Here is a 19039-nt window from a genome sequence, read left to right on the forward strand (position 1 = left end):
AGTTGACCGACCGCGACTTTATTCTACCAGAAGGTTTTTTCACTATTTAATCTTTTTTACTCTCCCCGGCTTAGCCGGGGGTTGTCCTTTTGCTAAAGCTGATTAAATCAAGAAGCTGTGCCGCTCATGTTTGAGCGGCACAGCTTCATTTTGTACATAAAACCAACGGTCCTCCGGCCAACCTTCCCGACGCTCAGAGAACTGGTAAATGTAATGTGATAAATTCTATTTCCACAATGCGCTTCCGTCATAGGCCTCCATGGCGGCCTCATAGTAGCCCAGCCGCTTGCACTCCTCGATCACCAGGCGATAGATTCTCTGAAACGCCTCAGCAGTCTTTTCGGAAAAGGCGGCATAATTTCCGGCGGAGAGCAGATCGACCGCTTTTACGCATTGCTCATGAATTTCGCAGTTCACAGCCGTTTTAGTTGTATTAAGCAGGGCCGGAATACTGCGGCCAATCCGCAAATTCCTCTGCAGGAGTGCGTAAACGCCATTCAATGCGTCAATACCCGTATGCTTGATGATAAAATCCAGAAGTACGGCGGGTGTACGCCCATACAGGTACTCTTCATTCCAAAGGCGGTCAATTCTGCTTTTTACCGCCTGAATCTCTTCCTGTGTAATGCGCGGTGCGGCACAGCCGGCTGTTCCCTCAATTGTTAAGGACAGCAGTTCCAAACTGTCCAGATAGCGGCGAACCTGATTGGCAATTAAATGGGCAGGAATCTGAATTTTTTTCAATTCCTCCAGATCCATTTCTACAAAGATGCCATTCCCGCGTACCGTTTTTACAACGCCCCATTCCTGCATTATTTGAATCGCTTTGATAGTTGTATCCACACAAACGCCGTATATTTCCTGCAGCTCCTTGTGCGTGGGCAGTTTGTCTCCCCGTTTGTACCGTCCAACTGCAATCAGACCCAAAAGATCCATGTACACCGCCGCGTGTCTTACTTCGGCGCCTGATAAAAGTTTTTCCAGTTGTTTTCTTCCGAGAATGACCGCCGAGTCAGAAGGCGCATAGAACGCCGGACTGTTTCCATATGTAAATCCATACAGCCCGGACATATCGTCAAAAGGAGCGCTTTCCGGAGCGCCGTCGCCTTCAATAATCCGCATAAACCCCTGCAGCTGTTCGTAATACCTGGCCCGGCTCAAAGTGTCATCCTGCAATGGTTTAAGATCTGCAAGACCCAGACTGTCCACCGCCCGAAGGCTTAGATCATTTTCATTTCGTGCAATGAAGAATCTCCAAAAACGCTTTGATAATCGCCAAAACTCGTCAGCGTTTTCAATCCTCATATTGTTCAGAATTTTGTGCGGTATTTTCAGGTCCGCTTTTTTGCAAAGAGAAATCCCGTTTTTAATCACGGGATAACACAATAGTACGCCCGTTCTAAGTACGTCGTCTGTGACTACAGCGTCTATTTTCTCCAGTGCAAGCATGGCCGTTCGATGAACGGCATTGCAATTATAGCTTACAACAGGGCGCCTCCGCTGTTGCGTATCAATCAAGCCTTTTTCTTTCAGCATCTTCAATGCGCGGCGAATGGTCTTTTCCGAGGTCCCGAATTCCTCGCACAAATGGATGCGTGAAGGAAGGCTTGCGCCTGTTGACAGCAGCCCGCATTCAATCCTGTTCTTGAGAATCTGAAAAACCCGCTCATACATCATAATATCATAACTCAAAACCATCTTCGCCTTTCGTCATGTGGCCTCTATTCTTTTTCAGCCTGTTTCGTCCAATGCCTCTTGCATACACGCTATCCATGATGAACGGCTTCTCGTTCTGGATACGACGACGAACGCTCCTCATTTTGATTATTATAAGGCAGAGTTCCTTATTTTGCAACTGCAACGGAATCCGCCAGTCTGCACCGCCTTCGCATCAGGGCTAAAAGATAAACGCCTGTCAAAGACCAAAGCCGCGTTTGAATCTGTTTGTTCGCCACCACATTCTCTTCCGCCGGCTTATCTCGAATTGCTGTTGCAAAAAAAGGGCAATTGTACTATACTTAATTTTGGTTAGGTTCCAAGAAAAACATGTTTGCCAGAACGCACTTTCAAGCGTAACGATATGTGTTGTTTCCGATTGCAAGGGGGACTATCCCTTCAAGCTTACAGATTTGGATTCAACGGTTTTGGAGCGCCTGTACCTTCGTGTGCGGGCAAAAGTGAAATCGTGAGCGGCCGACGATTGCGGCGCAAAATCAGGGTGAAAAGGAGCGTAATGCTATGAATAGGGCGAAGCGAAAAATTTTTCCCTTGTTTTTATTGTTCGCCGTTGTCGTCACTCTGCTGTCCGCCGGCTATTGGATCTATCAAAAAAGCGTCCGGGAGGTCATACACGCCACAACCGTATCCTTTATGGAACAGATCGCCGAGCACGACCGGCAGAACATGCTCAACCAGATGGACAGCAAATGGAAGGACCTGATGACCATTACAAACCGTGTAAACGCCGCCAGGGAGTACTCGCTGGCGGAGGCTTTCACCGACATGAAACTCAACGTGGTCTCCGGAACGTTTCAGCGGCTGTATCTGGTGACGAACCAGGGAAGTGTGTATTCCCATACCGGCCTGAGAACGGCTTTAAATGACATGACCTGGAAGGATGACTATCTGACCGCTGACGGCTCCTTCGCGTCCATCTATCGCGAGAGCAGCCGCGAGCACTGGGGCGAATACATGATCTGCGGGGCGAATCTGGCCGAGCCCGTCCAGTGCGGCGAAGAGCGGGTGGCCGGTATTGTCGGCCTGGTGCCCATCTCCTCCATCGAGGCACAGATGCGCCTGGAGAGCTTTGACCAGATGGGCATGACCGTCATTATCCAGTCCAACGGCGAGATCGTGACGTCCAGTACGGTCTACGAGGCCGACAGCTCCAACAACTACCTGCGCTTCCTGGCAAACGCCGGACTGCAGAAGGGTTACACCCAGGCTGAGATCCAATCCGCCATCCAGCAGGGAGAGCGGCAGCTCTTCCGGTTTTCTGTGGACGGCAAAGGGTTTTATACGCTGATCGAGCCGCTGAATGACAAGTACCATTCCGGCTGGAGTCTGGTTGTTCAGCTCTCCGACAAGATCACAACGGATCAGGTCCGCAGGCTGCTGGTGCAGTCGCTGGTGTTCTTTGTGCTGATCGGCATCGTGTGCCTGGTAACCGTGGCTTTCATCTACCGGCAAATGAACGAGGTGAAAACGCTCCGCATTGTGGAGCAGACCAAGACCAAATTTTTGGCAAATATGAGCCACGAGATCCGCACGCCGCTCAATGGTATCTCGGGATTGTGTTATCTGATGCAGGAAAGCCTGGACGACAGGGCGAAAATGTCCGAGTACCTCCAAAAGGCGCTCGTGACAACCACATTTTTGCAGGACATCATCAACGACGTCCTGGACATGTCCAAAATTGAAAGTGGACAGCTGGAGCTGATCTGCCGGGATCTGGACCTGAACGCGTTTTTGTCTGAGATCAACAAGCTGCTGGAAACGCAGGCCAATGATAAGGGGATTGCATTTACAATGGAATACCAGGACCTGAAACAAAATTGGGTCATAGGCGATGAGATCCGCCTCAAGCAGATTCTGATGAACATCCTGGGAAACGCCATCAAATTCACGCCGGCGAATGGCTCCGTCAAGCTGACCGCCACACAGACGCTGGATAACGAAACCGCAAACACCATCTTCATCATCCGGGATACCGGCTGCGGCATGAGCCAGGAATTTCTGGAGCGGATCTGGCAGCCCTTTGAGCAGGAGAACCGGACGATCTACAAAAACGGTACGGGCCTCGGCACTACGATCAGCAAGAATCTGGTGGAAAAGATGGGCGGGACCATCTCTGCCGACAGCAAGCCGGAGCAGGGCACTGCCTTCACCATCACGATCCCTCTCCTGATTGCAAAGAGTCCCGGCCCGGCGAAAGAGCAGGCTTCCCGGAAAACCACAGTCGATGTAAAAGGCAGGCACATTTTGGTTGTGGAAGACAACGAGCTGAACAGGCTGATTATCACAACAGTCTTGGGAGCGCAGGGGTGTCTTTTGACGGAAGCCGTCAACGGCAAGGAAGCCGTAGATATTTTCGAGGCCAGCCCGGAACACGCCTTCGACCTGATCCTGATGGATGTGCAGATGCCGGTGATGGACGGGTACGAGGCGGCCCGCCGCATCCGGCAGAGCGGCCACCCGGACGCCAGGACCGTCATCATCTTCGCCGTGACCGCCAATGCGTTCCAGGAAGACCTGGACAGGGCATTGGCAGCAGGGATGAATGACGCGCTCACAAAACCGCTGGATATTGCAAAACTGTTGGATAAAATCGCATGTTTGGAAATGGAGAGAGAATGAAGTGAAGCGGATATTCTGTATATGTTTGGCGCTTGCCATCAGTTTTTCCCTGGCGGGATGCCAGTCTCCATCTCTTAACAATGAGAAGCCGCAAACGATCGCCCTGAAAATCACCACGCCCCCCATCGGGCTGGGCGACGTACCGGGCGTGGGCGAATCGGAAAGCAGCGACATGCTGGCTCTGGCAGCGGAACGGTTCAGCGCTCAGTATACGGCCTATGACGTGCAGGTTGAGATCAGCCGCTACAATTACACGGACGAGAAAGAGCAGCTGCTGGACAAGATCGGCACGGAGGACTCGACGGACATCTTCTTTGCCGGCTCCTGGAACACCTCCGCCTGGGCGGACAAGGGGTGGCTCGTCCCGCTGGACGACATCATCGACGAGGAGCTGCGCTCGGACATCAGCGAGACCCTCTGGAACCAGAACACCTACAAGGGGCATGTCTACGTCATTCCCTACCATCAGCTGCAGAATACGCTGGCTGTGAACAAAACCTTGATGGAGCGGGCAGGGCTGGACGCCTTCATCCCTGAGCCGGACACCATCGCCCACTGGTCCACGGAGGAGTTCAACACAGTATTTGCGGGCCTGAAGGCGTCCATTGCCGATGAGAGCACCTATGTGTTCATGATGTACGCCCTCAACAGCCAGGGGGACAGCCATATCATGACGCTGCTTCAGGCGATGGGCGGCAGTCTGTATGACGAAAACGGAAATTTTGCCGTGAATACGCCGGAGGGCATCGCGGCGCTCACCTGGCTGAAAACCCTCGACGAGCAGGGCTATGTGCCAAAGGCCGCGGAAAACATTGCATTGATCGACGCGCTCGATCTGTTCGGCAACGGACAGCTGGCCATCTGCATGTCCAACCTGACCAATCTGTGGGATTATCGCGCCCAGGGTCTGGATGTGTTCCCGGTCAACTTCCCCAGCATGGACGGCCGCGGTTATGCCGTCGCCACCACCAACGGCTTCTGTGTGTTCGACAACGGCGACCCGGAGAAAGTCCAGGTGGCAAAGGATTTTATCCGCTATATCTATACGGACCCGGAATTGATGAAGTATACGCTGGGGACTCTTCCGGTCAACGATTCGGTCATGGAGCAGTACGGCGATGAAATCTGGATGCTGAATGCCTACAGGGAGAACAGCGAAAATCTCACCACCATCGTCCGCCTGGACAATCTGAATTGGCAGGGGGTGCGGGATGTGTTCTATCTCAACATTCAGGACCTGCTGCGGGGAACGAAGACCCCGGCTGAAGTCGCAGCCTCTATCGACGAGACCTGCAATGCCGCGCTGGAACAGGGACGATCGGCGCCGGAGTCAAAATGACGATTCTTCCGGGATTGGCGGAGCCGCACCGGGGAAATCATCCAATAAGACAGAGAGGTGGAGGATCATATGATCCTCCACCTCTCTGTCTTATTGGATTGCCGTTTGGTTTCTCCCACCATGGAGAAACCCATTTGGGGCCTTTTTCATCTGTTTCAGCGCAGATTATCCTTGAAAAAACGCTCCAGCTTATCGAAGGGAATACGATCTGTGCGGTCGTAGAGGTCGATGTGCTCCGCGTCCTCCACCACATACAATTCCTTGGGCTCTTTCGCTCTCGCAAAGGCATTTTCACTGAAGAATTTGGAGTGAGCACGGTCGCCCACAACAAACAGGACGGGCCGGGGCGAAATCTCGTCGAGGAAACCCAGCAGGCGGAAATTCAGCAGCGCCAGGTCGCTTGTGGTGGTAAAGCCGCCGCGGGCGTTGGGGTGATGGCCCCGCTTGAGGGCGTAAAACCGCATCCACTCGTCTGTGACGGGATCCAGGCCCTCCGGTACAGTATCCAGCGCCATTTCAGGAAAATAGGGGTTGTACTCAGGGGCCCCGTTCTCCGCGTCCGCCCACCGCTGGCGGGACAACTTCTCCTTGGCGGCCTGCAACGCCTCTGCATCCATGGAGTCTCTGCCCGCCGCGCTCATGTCGTACATGCTGCAGGTGGCCACGGCCTTGATCCGGGTGTCGCACTGGGCAGCGGACAAGGCGAAGCCGCCGGAGCCGCAGATGCCGATGACGCCGATCTTTTCCCGGTCCACAAAGGGCTGCAGGCCCAGGTAGTCCACTCCCGCGCTGAAATTCTCGGTAAAAATGTCAGGAGAGGAGACGTGCCGGGGTTCGCCTGCCGACTCGCCCATAAAGGACTGGTCGAAGGTAAGCACCACAAAACCACGCCGGGCCAGTTCACCGGCGTAGACGCAGGGGCCCTGCTCTTTGACGCCGCCGTAGGGCGCGCCCACAATCAGGGCGGGGTACTGTCCGCCCCTGTCCATATCCCCGGCGGTATAGAGGTCGCCCGCAATGTCCATCCCATATCGGTTTTGGTAGCGCACGCCGGTCCGGCTGACGCCGCCGCTCAGTTCAGAAATATAGCCGCTCATGTCAGTTCCTCCCACTTCTTATCGATTTACTGTATACCGCAGCCAGACAGCGCTGCCGTCCAGCACGTCCGCACTTTTCAGGGTAAAACCCACCGGGTCGTCGGTGCTCAACCCCTCTTTGGTCTGGAACAAGGTTTGGGTGGTGGTAGAACCGTCGGCGCAGGGGGCCATTACGACGCTCACTTCATCGCACATTCCCTGCTGAATAAAGGACCAGTTGAGCACGCCGCCGCCGCCCAGCATCAGGGTTTCAATCCCAAACAGGGTTTTCAGCTTTTCCAGGGCCAAGCTGTAGTCCAGGCTGTCCTCTCCCGCCACAATATAGGAAATCCCCAGCCTGCGCAGCAGTGCCTTGTAGGCGTTGGACGCTTTCCCGGTGAGAACCTCCAGCACATGGGCGGCGGTGTCCTCATAGGTGAGGGTGTCGCTCTCCCAGCCCAGCCGGCCGGAAGGGTCGATGGAGACGTAGTACATATCCGTTTTCCTGGCTACAAAGTCTCCCTCCGGCACGGCGGGAGCATTCTCGTCCAGGTCGGGTTTGCGGTAAAAGGTGAAATTGTCGTCGGTGGTCACCCGGCCGGACAGCCAGCCCTGATGCCGGTAGGTCCGGTCTTTACCGAAAGCAATCCTGTAAAAGGCGTCTCCCGCAGGGCCGCACTCCGGCGCCTCCATATAGTTACCCATGATCTTGCCGTCCAGCGAGGTCAGCATATGGCAGAAAATATAGGGTCTGTTCATTGGTTTTCCTCCTTTAAAGTCTGTATCCAGCGGTCGACGTCCGTCTCAGAGGTGCGCAGGGAACGCCCGTCAAAACGAATATCCATCCCCTTTTTGACCGTGGCCCCGGCACAGGCTTTCTCAAAATCCTGGAATGTATGGCCGATCCAGCCGCCGTTGGTAGCAAACGGATATACGGTTTTTCCCGTCCAGTCCGCCATGGACAGCACGGTCTTAACCGCCGGGGCGAACGTGTACCACCACACCGGCGTGCCCAGAATCACCGCGTCATACCCGGCGATGTTGTGGGCCAGGGGTTTGAGTTCCGGCTCAAAGCCCGTGTTTACCTCCTGCTGCCCCTGCTCCACCACGGCGTTGTAATCGCCGGAATAAGGGGCCGCCGTTTCAATCTCCGCCATATCGCAGCCCAGGGCGGCTTGAATGCGCCGGGCAATCGAGCGGGTATTCCCACCATAAGAATAATATAAAAGCAACGTTTTCATAAGATTTGTCCTCCTGCTTGTCTGATTCTGTGTGGTCTGACATCGTATCTTTGCCAGTTCAAGGATATCTTACAACCTGGAGTGCACTTCAAGTCAAGAGGAAAAATAAAATTGAGGAAAATTTTTAAAATTCTGTATCGTGGGAAAGATGGCAAAGGAGTTGGGCGTGGTCCCTTCAACTTTGCAGCCAGAAGTAAAAATAAAACCCGGAAGCCCAACCGCATTCGTTGGACTTCCGGGTTTTATGTTTGGAGCGGGAAACGGGGTTCGAACCCGCGACATTCAGCTTGGGAAGCTGACGCTCTACCACTGAACTACTCCCGCATAGCTTCATTATTTTATCACAAAGCTCCGGCTGTTTCAAGCCTCTTTTTCCAGAAACCGGATTTTTATAATGCGAAGAGCAATGAAAGAAAACACAAAACAGGTATGCAGCCTCAAATAAACGGACTTTTTCTTAAAACTTACAGTTTTGTAAGATGCGTCAACCCCGCTGTGTCTCATAGCAATCTGCTGGTATAATACTATTATAAAAGTTTATTTACAGGGGGAACGCTACATGAATAAACTCCTGCTTTTGGAAGACGACATCAGCCTGATCGACGGGCTGCAATACGCTTTAAGAAAAAACGGCTATGCCTTTGAAACCGCGCGGACCGTGGGTGAAGCAAAGGCACTCTTGGAACAGCAGTCATTCGACCTCCTGCTCCTGGACGTGACCCTGCCCGACGGGACCGGTTTCTCCGCCTGTGAATGGGTCCGTGGTCGGGGCAACCGCGTGCCAATCATCTTCCTGACCGCTTCGGATGAGGAGGTAAACGTTATCCGCGGCCTGGACAGCGGCGGCGACGATTACATCACCAAACCTTTTCGGATGGGAGAGCTGTTTTCCCGCATCCGCGCCCTGCTGCGCCGGACCGGGCGGGCGGATGCGCCGGAAAGCGGGGAGATTTTATGCGGGGACCTTGTCATTGATCTGTTGAAGAGCCGCGCCATCCTCCGGGGAGCTCCGCTGGATCTGACGCTGGGCGAGTACAAGCTGCTCTGTCTGCTGGTGCGGAATACGGGCCGCGTGGTTTCACGCCAGTCGATCCTGGATACCCTTTGGGATCAGAACGGAAATTTTGTAGATGATAACACCCTGTCCGTCTATGTCCGCCGCCTGCGGGAAAAGGTTGAGTCGGACCCCTCGCATCCGGCACATTTGACGACGGTGCGTGGCTTTGGGTATCAGTGGAATGAGGTGTCGGTATGACGCTTTTACGGGACAAACAAAACCGATGGTATCTGCTGGCTGTATCCTTACTCTGCGCTTCTCTGATCGCAGGCTGTCTGCTGTTCTGCGCCGGGCAGGCGCAGGCGGCCCGGACGATGCTGCTGGAACGGGAACAGGCCATCGCCGGAGGACTGCTGGAACGGGACGTGCCGCAGGAAACAATCGCGGCCGCCTTGGGCAGCGAGGCGGACCGCGGACCGGGGCGGGAACTGCTGGCCCGGATTGGACGGACGGAAAACATGCCCGGACAACTGTTCCCCACGCTCCGGGCTTTTGAACAGAACACGGTCTGGAATCTTTTGCCGGGTATGATTCTGTGCGCGGCATTGCTGCTGTGCGCGGCGCTGCTGTTCCTTCTCCGGTTGGACGGCCGATACCGCGGCGCGGAGCAAATCGTCCGCTGTTTTGCATCCGGAGACTTTTCTTCCCACCTGCCCCGTACCGGCGAGGGAACGTTGGCGCGGCTTTTTGCGGCGGTGGACGCCTTGGCCTGCGCACTGCAGGCCAAGGGAGAAACGGAACACAGGACAAAAGAATTTCTCAAAAATACGATTTCAGATATTTCTCACCAGCTTAAAACGCCTTTAGCCGCTCTGCGGATGTACCATGAAATTATTGAAGAGGAAGCTCACGATTCGGCGGTTGTAACGGAGTTTTCGCGGAAAATGGAAAAGTCTTTAGACCGCATGGAGAGGCTGATTCAATCCCTCTTGAAAATCACCCGTCTGGACGCAGGCGGTATTATCTTTGAGCGAAAGCGGGTCCGCGTATCCGGCCTGGTCAGCCGGGCAATGGCAGAGCTCGGAACCAGAGCGGAACTGGAGCAGAAGGCCGTGGCTGTAAATGGGCGTTCGGAGGACACCGTCGTCTGCGACCCGGAGTGGACAAGCGAGGCCGTCGGCAATCTCATAAAAAATGCGCTGGACCACACTTCACCCGGAGGACGTATTGCCATCTCCTGGGAACTCTCCCCCGCCGTCGTCCGTATCACCGTTTCAGACAACGGGTGCGGCATTGCGGCCGAAGACATTCATCATATTTTCAAGCGGTTTTACCGCAGCCGTCATTCCCTGGACCGCCAGGGCGTGGGACTGGGTCTGCCGCTGGCAAAGGCGATTATCGAGGGACAGGGCGGCGTGCTGACCGTCCGCAGCGCGCCGGGCGAAGGCGCCGCATTCACCATCTCCTTTCTTACGGAAGCGTAAGCTGAAATTCATCTGATTGTAAGCTCCGGCTGGTATCCTTTTGTTACAGGAGGTACCGATATGAACCATTTACACTTAGAGAATGCTGTATGGAAAGGTGGAACAACTGATGCGTATGTTACTTTTTGAACATCCTGGGAAGTCTGCCCTGCTGCGGGCCGCCTTCTTCGGTCTGATGGGCAGCTTGACGCTCCTTTTTCCGGAATTTTTATTCAGCGGCGTCTTTTACGCCCTTCTGGTTGGATATTGCCTGCTGAATGGTATCTTTCGCACGGCGCGTTTCTTTCTGCGTAAGGACGCCAGAACGCCCTTATCCTACGCAAACCTGGCTGCAGGCTGCCTGATCCTGGTCTTCGGCGTCCATTGCGTCGTCTTTGCCCGCTATCTCGTCCAGGTCACGCCCGTCCTCCTGAGCAGTCTCCTGCTGTTGGAAGGCGCCGCCTATGTTGCGGCCGCCTGCCACGCGGGAATCGCTTTGCGCAGGCGCGTTCTTCTCCCGCTGGCAGTCATGACGCTGCTGGGCGCTTTGGCGGTCTTTATTTTCACCTTCGGCTTCGGTGCCGGCGGCCTGACAGGTCTTATACAGGTATCCGGCGCCTCCCTGCTGATTTCCTGTGCCTGCGGCGGGGCCCTCTGCCTGACGTACCGCCGCCCACAGAAGCTTTGCACGGAAGGAGAGAACTGATATGAATCTTTTGGAGGTCAAAAACCTGAATAAGACCTACGGAACCGGTGAAACATCCGTGCAGGCGCTGAAGGATGTAAGCTTTTCGGTACCGAAGGGGGAATTCGTCGCGGTGGTCGGGGAATCCGGCTCCGGAAAAAGCACCCTGCTCAACTGTATTGGCGGGTTGGATAACCCCACCTCCGGCACGGTGCTGCTGGACGGCGAAAACCTGTTCGCCATGAAGGAACAGGAGCGCACCGTCTTCCGCCGGCGGAATATCGGCTTCGTATTTCAATCGTTTCAACTGGTGGGCGAACTGACGGTGGAACAGAACATCGCCTTTCCCATGCTGTTGGATTACCGGAAGCCCGATCCGGGACGGATCGAAGAAATCCTGCAGGTTCTCGGTCTGCGCGAGCGGCGCCATCACCTGCCCAGCCAGCTTTCCGGCGGCCAGCAGCAGCGTGTAGCCATCGGCCGGGCCCTGGTGATGAAGCCCATGCTGATTCTGGCGGACGAACCAACTGGTAATCTGGACAGTAAAAACAGCCAGGACGTCATGGAACTGCTGGTGCAGGCCTCCCGCCGCTTCCAGCAAACCATCCTGATGATCACTCACAACGCCAGCCTGACCTCCTCCTGCGACCGTGTGCTGCGGGTGGTGGACGGCGTGCTGACCGATTTGGGCGGGGTGAGGGAATGAAACGCTATCTCGATCTTGTTCCGATCTCCGCACGGGTTCACAAAAAGCAAAACCGGATGTCCATCCTCTGCATCGTCTTCTCCGTTCTCCTCGTCACAGCAATTTTCGGTATGGCTGATATGTTTCTCCGCAGCCAAAAAATCCAGTCGTATAAGACGGACGGCAACTGGCACGCAGCCTTTAAACAGATCAGCGATGAGGACGCGGCACTGATCGCCGCACGTCCGGACGTGGAGGCCATCTCCTGGTACGACGTCTATAACTACCAGGCGGAGCCGGACTGTTCCCTCGGCGGAAAGCCAGCGGCAATCTGCGGCTTTGACGCAAGCTTTCTCTCAAAAATTCACACCGGCATTCCTCTGCTGGAAGGCCATTTCCCCGCCGGAGGACAGGAAGCCTTGGTGACGCAGAACGCGAAGAAAGCGATGAACCTCAAGCTGGGAGACACCATCACAGTGAAAATGCCGGAAGGAAATCCGCTGACGTTTACGATTTGCGGATTTGCAGAAAACACGTCCATGATGCTGCGCTTTGACGCCTACGGCGTTTTTCTCCCGACGGAACAGTACCGGGCAATTCCACAAATAGCCGCGAAAAACGCGGGGACCGTTCCCGGGATGTACTATGTCCAATTCTCTCCTTACAGCAATATTCAAACAGCCATAGCTGACATTCAATCACAGCTTGCACTTCCCGACGACCGGGTCGGACAGAACTTTAAGCTGTTGGGGCTCATGGGGCAGAGCGACGATCCGACGATGCTGGGGCTTTATCTGACGGCGGCCATCCTTGTCTTCCTGGTGCTGTTGGCAGGCGTCCTGATGATCGCCAGCAGTTTGAACAGCAACGTGGCCCAGCGCACCCAGTTTTTTGGGATGCTGCGCTGTATCAGTGCCACACCCAGGCAAATAATCCGGTTGGTGCGCACCGAAGCCCTCTCCTGGTGCCGGTTTGCAATTCCGCTGGGCCTGGGAACCGGCGTCGCGGCAATCTGGATATTGTGTGCCGTCCTGCGATGGCTCAGCCCTTATTATTTTGCAGATATGCCCGTGTTTGCCGTGAGCATCCCCAGCCTTCTGGTCGGTGCGGTTGTCGGCTTACTGACCGTTCTGCTGGCGGCCAGGGCCCCGGCCAAAAGAGCCGCGCGGGTCTCCCCGCTGACGGCGGTGTCCGGCAACGCGGATAGCGCCGCTCCAGCCCGGAAGGCTGCCAATACCGCCTGGTTGAAGGTGGATACGGCTCTGGGCATTCATCACGCCAAGGCAAACCGGAAAAACCTGCTCCTGATGGCCGGTTCCTTTGCCTTAAGCATTATTTTATTCCTGTCCTTTTCTACGCTCATCAGCTTTATGAACCACGCCCTCACGCCGCTGGATCCCACAACGCCCGATCTCTCGGTCGTCAGCCCCGACAGCACCCGTTCCATCAGCGGCAAACTTTTGGCGTCTCTGCGGGACAACCCGGCTGTAGAGCGCGCCTACGGTCGGATGTTCGCCTACGACGTCCCCATCACGCGCGGCGAGCTGCATGGCACCGCCGACCTGATTTCCTATGAGGAGCATCAGTTCCGGTGGGCGGAACAGGCGCTGCTGGAAGGGTCGGTGGAATCGGCTGACTCCGATACGGGGACCGCTCTGACGGTCTACAGCCCGGACAATCCGCTGCGGCTGGGCGACGTTGTCACGCTGGATTGCAACGGTACACCCAAAGAGTTGAAAATCGTCGGCGTCCTCTCCGACAGCGTCTTCAGCACCGGCAAGGGACTTGGAAACGTGATCTGCTCCGAGGGCACCTTCCAGGACCTCTTTGGTGCGGGAGGATATACCATCATCGACCTGCAAGTCTCCCGGGAGATCACCGAAAACGAGGTGGAGGCAATCCAAACGCTGGCCGGACCGAATGTGAAATTTTCGGATCGCCGCGCCAGCAATGCCGAAGTGACCGGGGCATATCTCGCCTTCTCTCTCTTTGTTTACGGGTTCCTGACCATGATTGCACTGATTACCGTTTTCAACGTCGTCAACAGTCTCTCCATGAGCGTTTCCGCCCGAATGCGGCAATACGGCGCCATGCGTGCCATTGGCATGAGCGGCCGTCAGCTCATCCGAATGGTAACGGCCGAGGCGGCAACCTATGCCACCGCAGGCAGTCTGGCAGGCTGCCTGCTTGGCCTGCCCGTCCACTGGTTTCTCTTCAGCAAAATGGTGACATTCCGCTGGGGTGACCCATGGCAAATTCCTGCCATCCCTCTCTGCATGATCATCGCCCTGGTCGCCGTAACGGCATTCCTTGCGGTGCGCGGGCCGGCAAGGCGCATCCGGGCGTTGTCCATCGTGGAAACCATCAGCGCAGAATAGCATTCTATTATTTAAAGGGAGCACACGTTTTTTGCTACGTGCGCTCCCTTTTTTGCGCTACAATGATATGTACTGCTCCGTTTTGCCGAACACGGACAAGTTCCATATATTTTTTATTCTATTATTTCAACCGGTATCCGCCGGATACAACGGCATTTTCTTCCTTATCGTTTTTTGCCCAGCACCATTTTCACCACTTATAAAATTATGCCAATGTGTTTTATTTTACATAATCCCTGTATTTCCCTCCATCCCCATTGGGCTGGAATAAAGAATTCCACATTTTCCACTGGGTTTTCAACCGGCTAAAGAGGCAACTCTGCCCTGTTTCTATCGCTTTTCCACCACTTTGTTATGTTCGCAAACAGAAAACCGTTGAAAATCTTGACCGTTTTCCACTTTACATAATCTTAACAAAATCCGACAACCGCCCGCAAAACAAAAGGAGCGCCGGTTCCACATCCCGGCACTCCTTTTTCATGAAAAAGCTATTTTTATTTTCTTACGCTTTGTCGGCAATTTCCTGCTGTACCTTGGCGATGAATTCTTCCACGCCCATACTGCCCAGGTCGCCGTCTTTACGGCTGCGGACCGCAACGCTCTCCTGCTCCGTCTCCTTATCGCCGACAACCAGCATATACGGAACCTTCTGGAGCTGCGCCTCGCGGATTTTATAGCCAATCTTTTCGCTCCGCAGGTCGTTCTCCACACGCAGGCCAGCGCTGACCAGCGCCTTTTCCAGCTTCTCCGCGTATTCCTGGTTGCGCTCGGAAATCGGCAGGATTTTGACCTGCACCGGAGCCAGCCACATCGGGAACGCGCCTGCATAATGCTCCGTCAGGATGCCGATAAAGCGCTCAATGCTTCCAAATACCACACGGTGAATCATGATCGGGCGGTGCTTTGCGCCGTCCGCGCCGGTGTATTCCAGTTCAAAACGCTCCGGCAGCTGGAAGTCCAGCTGGATGGTGCCGCACTGCCAGGTTCTGCCGATGCAGTCGGTCAGATGGAAGTCGAGCTTCGGGCCGTAGAACGCGCCGTCGCCCTCGTTGACCTCGTAATCGTAGCCCAGTTCCACAATGGCGTTGCGCAAAGCTTCCGTCGCTGTTTCCCAAACGGACTCGTCGCCCATGTGGTCCTCCGGCATCGTGGAAAGCTCAATGTGATACTTAAAGCCGAAGGTGCTGTACACCTGGTCGATCAGGCGGACAACGCCCTTGATCTCATCCTTGATCTGGTCCGGCGTCATGAAGATATGCGCGTCGTCCTGCGTGAAGCAGCGCACGCGCATCAGGCCGTGCAGCGCGCCGGAAAGCTCGTGACGGTGCACCAGGCCCAGCTCGCCGATCCGCAGCGGCAGATCGCGGTAGGAATGCAGCTTCGTCTTGTATACCAGGATGCCACCCGGGCAATTCATCGGCTTGATGGCGTAATCCTCGTCGTCAATGACGGTGGTATACATGTTCTGCTGATAGTGGCCCCAGTGGCCGCTGCGCTCCCAGAGCTTGCGGCTCAGAATCATCGGGCTGGAAATTTCCTGATAGCCCGCCTCGCGGTGAATCTGGCGCCAGTAATCGACGAGCAGGTTTTTCAGCACCATGCCCTTCGGCAGGAAGAACGGGAAACCCGGGCCCTCGTCCATGATGGTGAACAGCTCCAGATCCTTGCCCAGCTTTCTGTGGTCGCGCTTCTTGGCTTCCTCCAGCATGGTGACATACTCGTCCAGCTCGGACGCCTTCGGGAAGGAGATGCCGTAGACACGCTGTAACATCTTGTTGTTCGCGTCCGCGCGCCAGTAAGCGCCTGTGCAGTTGAGCAGTTTAACCGCCTTGACCTGGCCTGTGGTCATCAAATGCGGACCGGCGCAGAGGTCTGTAAAATCGCCCTGCTTATAGAAGCTGATCTTCTCCCCCTTGTTGGAGTGCTCTTCAATCAGCTCCACCTTATAGATCTGGCCGTCCTTCTCCATCATCTCCTTGGCCTCTTCCGGAGTCAGCTCAAACTTCTCCAGCGGAAGGTTCTCCTTGATGATCTTCTTCATCTCGGCCTCGATCTTTTCCAGATCTTCCGGCGTCAGGGTGCGCGGCAGGTCCATATCGTAATAGAAGCCGTTATCAATGGCCGGACCAATGGCGAAGACCGCGCCCGGGAACAGGTGCTTAACCGCCTGCGCCATGATGTGGGAAGACGTGTGCCAATAGGCGTGCTTGCCTTCCGCGCTGTCAAACGTAAGGATTTCCAGTGTGCAGTCCTTTGTCACCGGGGTGCGCAGGTCAACCGCTTCCCCGTCAATTTTTCCGCCGCACGCGGCTTTGTAGAGGCCCGCGCCGATGGATTTTGCAATTTCCGCGACGGTTGTTCCAGCCTCATACTCCCGGACGTCGCCTTTTAATGATACTTTTACCATATCCGTTACTCTCCCTTGTCATAGAATCTTTCCAAATGAAATAAAAAAAGCCCGCCCCTCGCAAAAGGGGCAGGCTGTTCCTGCGGTTCCACCCTGATTCGGCAGCAAAGTGCTGCCCTCATTGCGGCCTGTAACGCGGCCAGACGGCATGCCTTACACGAACCATTCGCTTGCGGCACGCACTCAGAGGCGGTGGCCCTTGCAAACTTCCCTGCCGCACACGCTTTCAGCTATTGCGCGCGCTCTCTGCTGCACGGAATCCGCGGCTTCCTCATCAACGCTTTTTCCTTTAAAATTCATTTTAATCTTAGCACCCGTTATCCGGATTGTCAAGTGAAAAGTCCTTCCCTTTTTTCTCCTCTTTTAGAACAATCTTCCCCATTTAATTCTACATAATAACAAAATAATATTTTATTCATAATTTATACATATTGCCCTTAAAATTCTTGACATTCAGGTATAAAACGTAATACAATTACTTCTATGATGCAAATGTTTTGCACCGTGGGCGTAACGCACCCACGCAATACCATTGTAACGATTACAAAATTTTCAGAGGATGGCCGTTTATAACGCCGGCCATCCCCTGAGGAAACGCTGAAACAACCCGCATACAATCACGCCGGCGGCTTTGCACCCCGGATTTTGTGTTAAAAATACCTTGAAATAACGGAATAGGATGGATAGGCTTATTTTTTGCGCGCTTTTTTACCGGATAACACCGGCGTAATTGCGCACGGTTTGCGTCAGCGCTTCCTTGCAAAATCAAGACAAGGAGGTGCCAACAATTTTGATTCCTATTGTAGTATGTATCATCATCGCGCTGCTGTGCGCGGTGATCTCTGGCGTAATCGCTTTTTTGGCAGGTGTGTCCCACCGGAAGAAAATTGCTGAATTTACCATCGGCTCCGCGGAGCAGGAGGCCAAACGGATTGTGAGCGACGCGATCAAAACCGCGGAGGCCAAGAAAAAAGAAGCCGTTTTGGAAGGCAAGGACGAAATCCACCGTCAAAGAGCGGAAGCGGAAAAAGAGCTGAACGAACGCCGGAAGGAAGTACAGCGGCAGGAGCGCCGCATTCAGCAAAAGGAAGAAACACTTGACAAAAAGCTGGAGAGCTTAGAGGCAAAGGACGAGATTCTTAACAACAAAAACAAGCAGGCAGACGAACGATTGGCAGAAGCGGAAGCTGTAAAGAAGAGCCAGTTTGAAATGCTGGAGCGCATTTCCGGTTTCACTGTGGAACAGGCAAAAGATTTCCTCATGAAAAACCTGGAGGATGAACTCACGCATGAAAAGGCCGTCAAACTCATGGAGTTTGAACAGCAGACGCGCGACGACGCGGAAAATTCCGCGCGCGAGATTATCTCCATGGCCATTCAGCGTTGTGCGGCAGATCATGTGGCGGAGGCGACGATTTCTGTTGTGCCGCTGCCCAACGACGAGATGAAGGGCCGCATCATCGGCCGTGAGGGACGGAACATCCGCGCGATCGAGACGATGACCGGCGTCGACCTGATTATCGACGATACGCCGGAGGCCATTACGCTGTCCAGCTTTGAGCCGGTCCGCCGCGAGGTGGCCCGCATTGCGCTGGAAAAACTGATCTCCGATGGCAGAATTCACCCCGCCCGCATTGAAGAAATGATTGAAAAGGCGCGCCGCGAGGTGGACGCCACGATCAAACAGGAGGGTGAGCGCGCCATCATCGAGGCCGGCGTAAACGGGATTCATCCCGAACTGGTCAAGCTGCTGGGTCGTCTGCGTTACCGCACCAGCTACGGCCAGAACGTTTTGAACCATTCCCTGGAGGTCGCGTACCTGTCCGGCGTCATGGCGTCGGAGCTGGGGCTTGACCCGACCATTGCCCGCCGCGCAGGCCTCCTGCACGACATCGGCAAAGCGCTTGACCATGAAATTGAAGGCTCGCACGTCGACATCGGCGTGGATGTGGCCCGCAAATACAAGGAAAGCGAAACCGTTATTCACGCCATTCAGGCCCACCACGGAGACGTGGAAGCCAAGACCGTTATCGCCTGCATCGTACAGGCGGCGGACGCCATTTCGGCTGCAAGGCCGGGCGCGCGGCGTGAAAACCTGGAAAATTACATCAAACGTCTGGAGAAGCTGGAGGGAGTCGCTTCTTCCTTTGAAGGTGTGGAGCGCTGTTACGCCATTCAGGCGGGCCGCGAAATCCGCATCATGGTGAAACCGGACATCATTACGGACGACCGGATGATCCTGCTGGCGCGGGACATCTGCCAGAAGATCGAGAACGACCTGGAATACCCGGGCCAGATCAAGGTCAACATCATCCGCGAGAGCCGCGCAATCGAATACGCAAAATAAACAGACCAGGGGCGGGCAGCAATGCCCGCCTTTTTATTTTAAAAAGCAGTTCTCAGGCAATACTG

At 54.9% G+C, this 19039-nt stretch carries 13 protein-coding genes, 1 tRNA gene and 1 pseudogene; 8 read left to right on the forward strand and 7 right to left on the reverse strand.

The annotated features are described in order from the left end of the window. Positions 1-225: 225 nt before the first annotated feature. Entirely contained in the window at positions 226-1161 is a 936-nt protein-coding gene (locus tag I4V53_RS14175) for a GntR family transcriptional regulator (protein ID WP_353616489.1), read from the reverse strand. A gap of 342 nt (positions 1162-1503) precedes the next feature. Next, positions 1504-1698 (reverse strand): annotated as a pseudogene (locus I4V53_RS14180) (GntR family transcriptional regulator); the annotation flags it as partial. A 540-nt stretch (positions 1699-2238) separates the two neighbouring features. Between I4V53_RS14180 and I4V53_RS05975 the strand changes: the two are divergent. Together I4V53_RS05975 and I4V53_RS14010 are read left to right on the forward strand one after the other, a co-directional pair. Next, the gene (locus I4V53_RS05975; protein WP_195984547.1) at positions 2239-4356 is read left to right on the forward strand and encodes a hybrid sensor histidine kinase/response regulator; all 2118 of its coding nucleotides are present in this window, start codon (positions 2239-2241) and stop codon (positions 4354-4356) included. A 1-nt stretch (position 4357) separates the two neighbouring features. Further along, the gene (locus tag I4V53_RS14010) at positions 4358-5695 is read left to right on the forward strand and encodes an ABC transporter substrate-binding protein (RefSeq protein WP_195984550.1); all 1338 of its coding nucleotides are present in this window, start codon (positions 4358-4360) and stop codon (positions 5693-5695) included. Positions 5696-5850: 155 nt separating this feature from the next. Here I4V53_RS14010 and I4V53_RS05985 read toward each other — a convergent pair whose 3' ends face one another. The 4 genes from I4V53_RS05985 to I4V53_RS06000 form a co-directional block, all read right to left on the reverse strand. Then, a complete protein-coding gene (locus I4V53_RS05985; protein ID WP_195984552.1) occupies positions 5851-6792 on the reverse strand; it encodes an alpha/beta hydrolase in 942 nt (313 codons plus the stop codon). Positions 6793-6810: 18 nt separating this feature from the next. Further along, on the reverse strand, positions 6811-7530 hold the full coding sequence (locus I4V53_RS05990; RefSeq protein ID WP_195984554.1) for a dihydrofolate reductase family protein: 720 nt from the start codon (positions 7528-7530) through the stop codon (positions 6811-6813). Beyond that, positions 7527-8012: a flavodoxin gene (locus tag I4V53_RS05995; RefSeq protein ID WP_195984556.1), complete on the reverse strand. Its 486-nt coding sequence runs from the start codon at positions 8010-8012 to the stop codon at positions 7527-7529. Before I4V53_RS05995 ends, I4V53_RS05990 begins: the two co-directional genes overlap by 4 nt. Before the next feature lie 249 nt (positions 8013-8261). Then, positions 8262-8336: transfer RNA gene (locus I4V53_RS06000), tRNA-Gly, on the reverse strand. Positions 8337-8571: 235 nt separating this feature from the next. Here I4V53_RS06000 and I4V53_RS06005 point away from each other — a divergent pair. From I4V53_RS06005 to I4V53_RS06025, 5 genes are all read left to right on the forward strand, one after another. Then, the gene (locus I4V53_RS06005; RefSeq protein ID WP_195984558.1) at positions 8572-9267 is read left to right on the forward strand and encodes a response regulator transcription factor; all 696 of its coding nucleotides are present in this window, start codon (positions 8572-8574) and stop codon (positions 9265-9267) included. Continuing rightward, a complete protein-coding gene (locus I4V53_RS06010; protein ID WP_195984560.1) occupies positions 9264-10493 on the forward strand; it encodes a sensor histidine kinase in 1230 nt (409 codons plus the stop codon). The genes I4V53_RS06005 and I4V53_RS06010 overlap by 4 nt, the downstream gene beginning before the upstream one ends. A gap of 109 nt (positions 10494-10602) precedes the next feature. After that, entirely contained in the window at positions 10603-11178 is a 576-nt protein-coding gene (locus tag I4V53_RS06015) for a hypothetical protein (protein ID WP_195984562.1), read from the forward strand. 1 nt (position 11179) lies between these two features. After that, positions 11180-11863 (forward strand): ABC transporter ATP-binding protein, encoded by a 684-nt coding sequence (locus tag I4V53_RS06020; protein WP_195984563.1) that lies wholly within the window; start codon positions 11180-11182, stop codon positions 11861-11863. After that, entirely contained in the window at positions 11860-14220 is a 2361-nt protein-coding gene (locus tag I4V53_RS06025; protein ID WP_195984564.1) for an ABC transporter permease, read from the forward strand. Before I4V53_RS06020 ends, I4V53_RS06025 begins: the two co-directional genes overlap by 4 nt. Before the next feature lie 502 nt (positions 14221-14722). Here I4V53_RS06025 and thrS read toward each other — a convergent pair. Then, entirely contained in the window at positions 14723-16627 is a 1905-nt protein-coding gene (thrS, locus tag I4V53_RS06030) for a threonine--tRNA ligase (protein WP_195984565.1), read from the reverse strand. A gap of 790 nt (positions 16628-17417) precedes the next feature. Here thrS and rny point away from each other — a divergent pair. Then, positions 17418-18974, forward strand: a complete 1557-nt coding sequence (gene rny / locus I4V53_RS06035; RefSeq protein ID WP_207747850.1) for a ribonuclease Y — start codon at positions 17418-17420, stop codon at positions 18972-18974. Positions 18975-19039 lie beyond the last annotated feature (65 nt).

The sequence above is a fragment of the Clostridium sp. D33t1_170424_F3 genome (genome assembly GCF_015667585.1).
GTDB lineage: Bacteria > Bacillota > Clostridia > Oscillospirales > Acutalibacteraceae > Anaeromassilibacillus.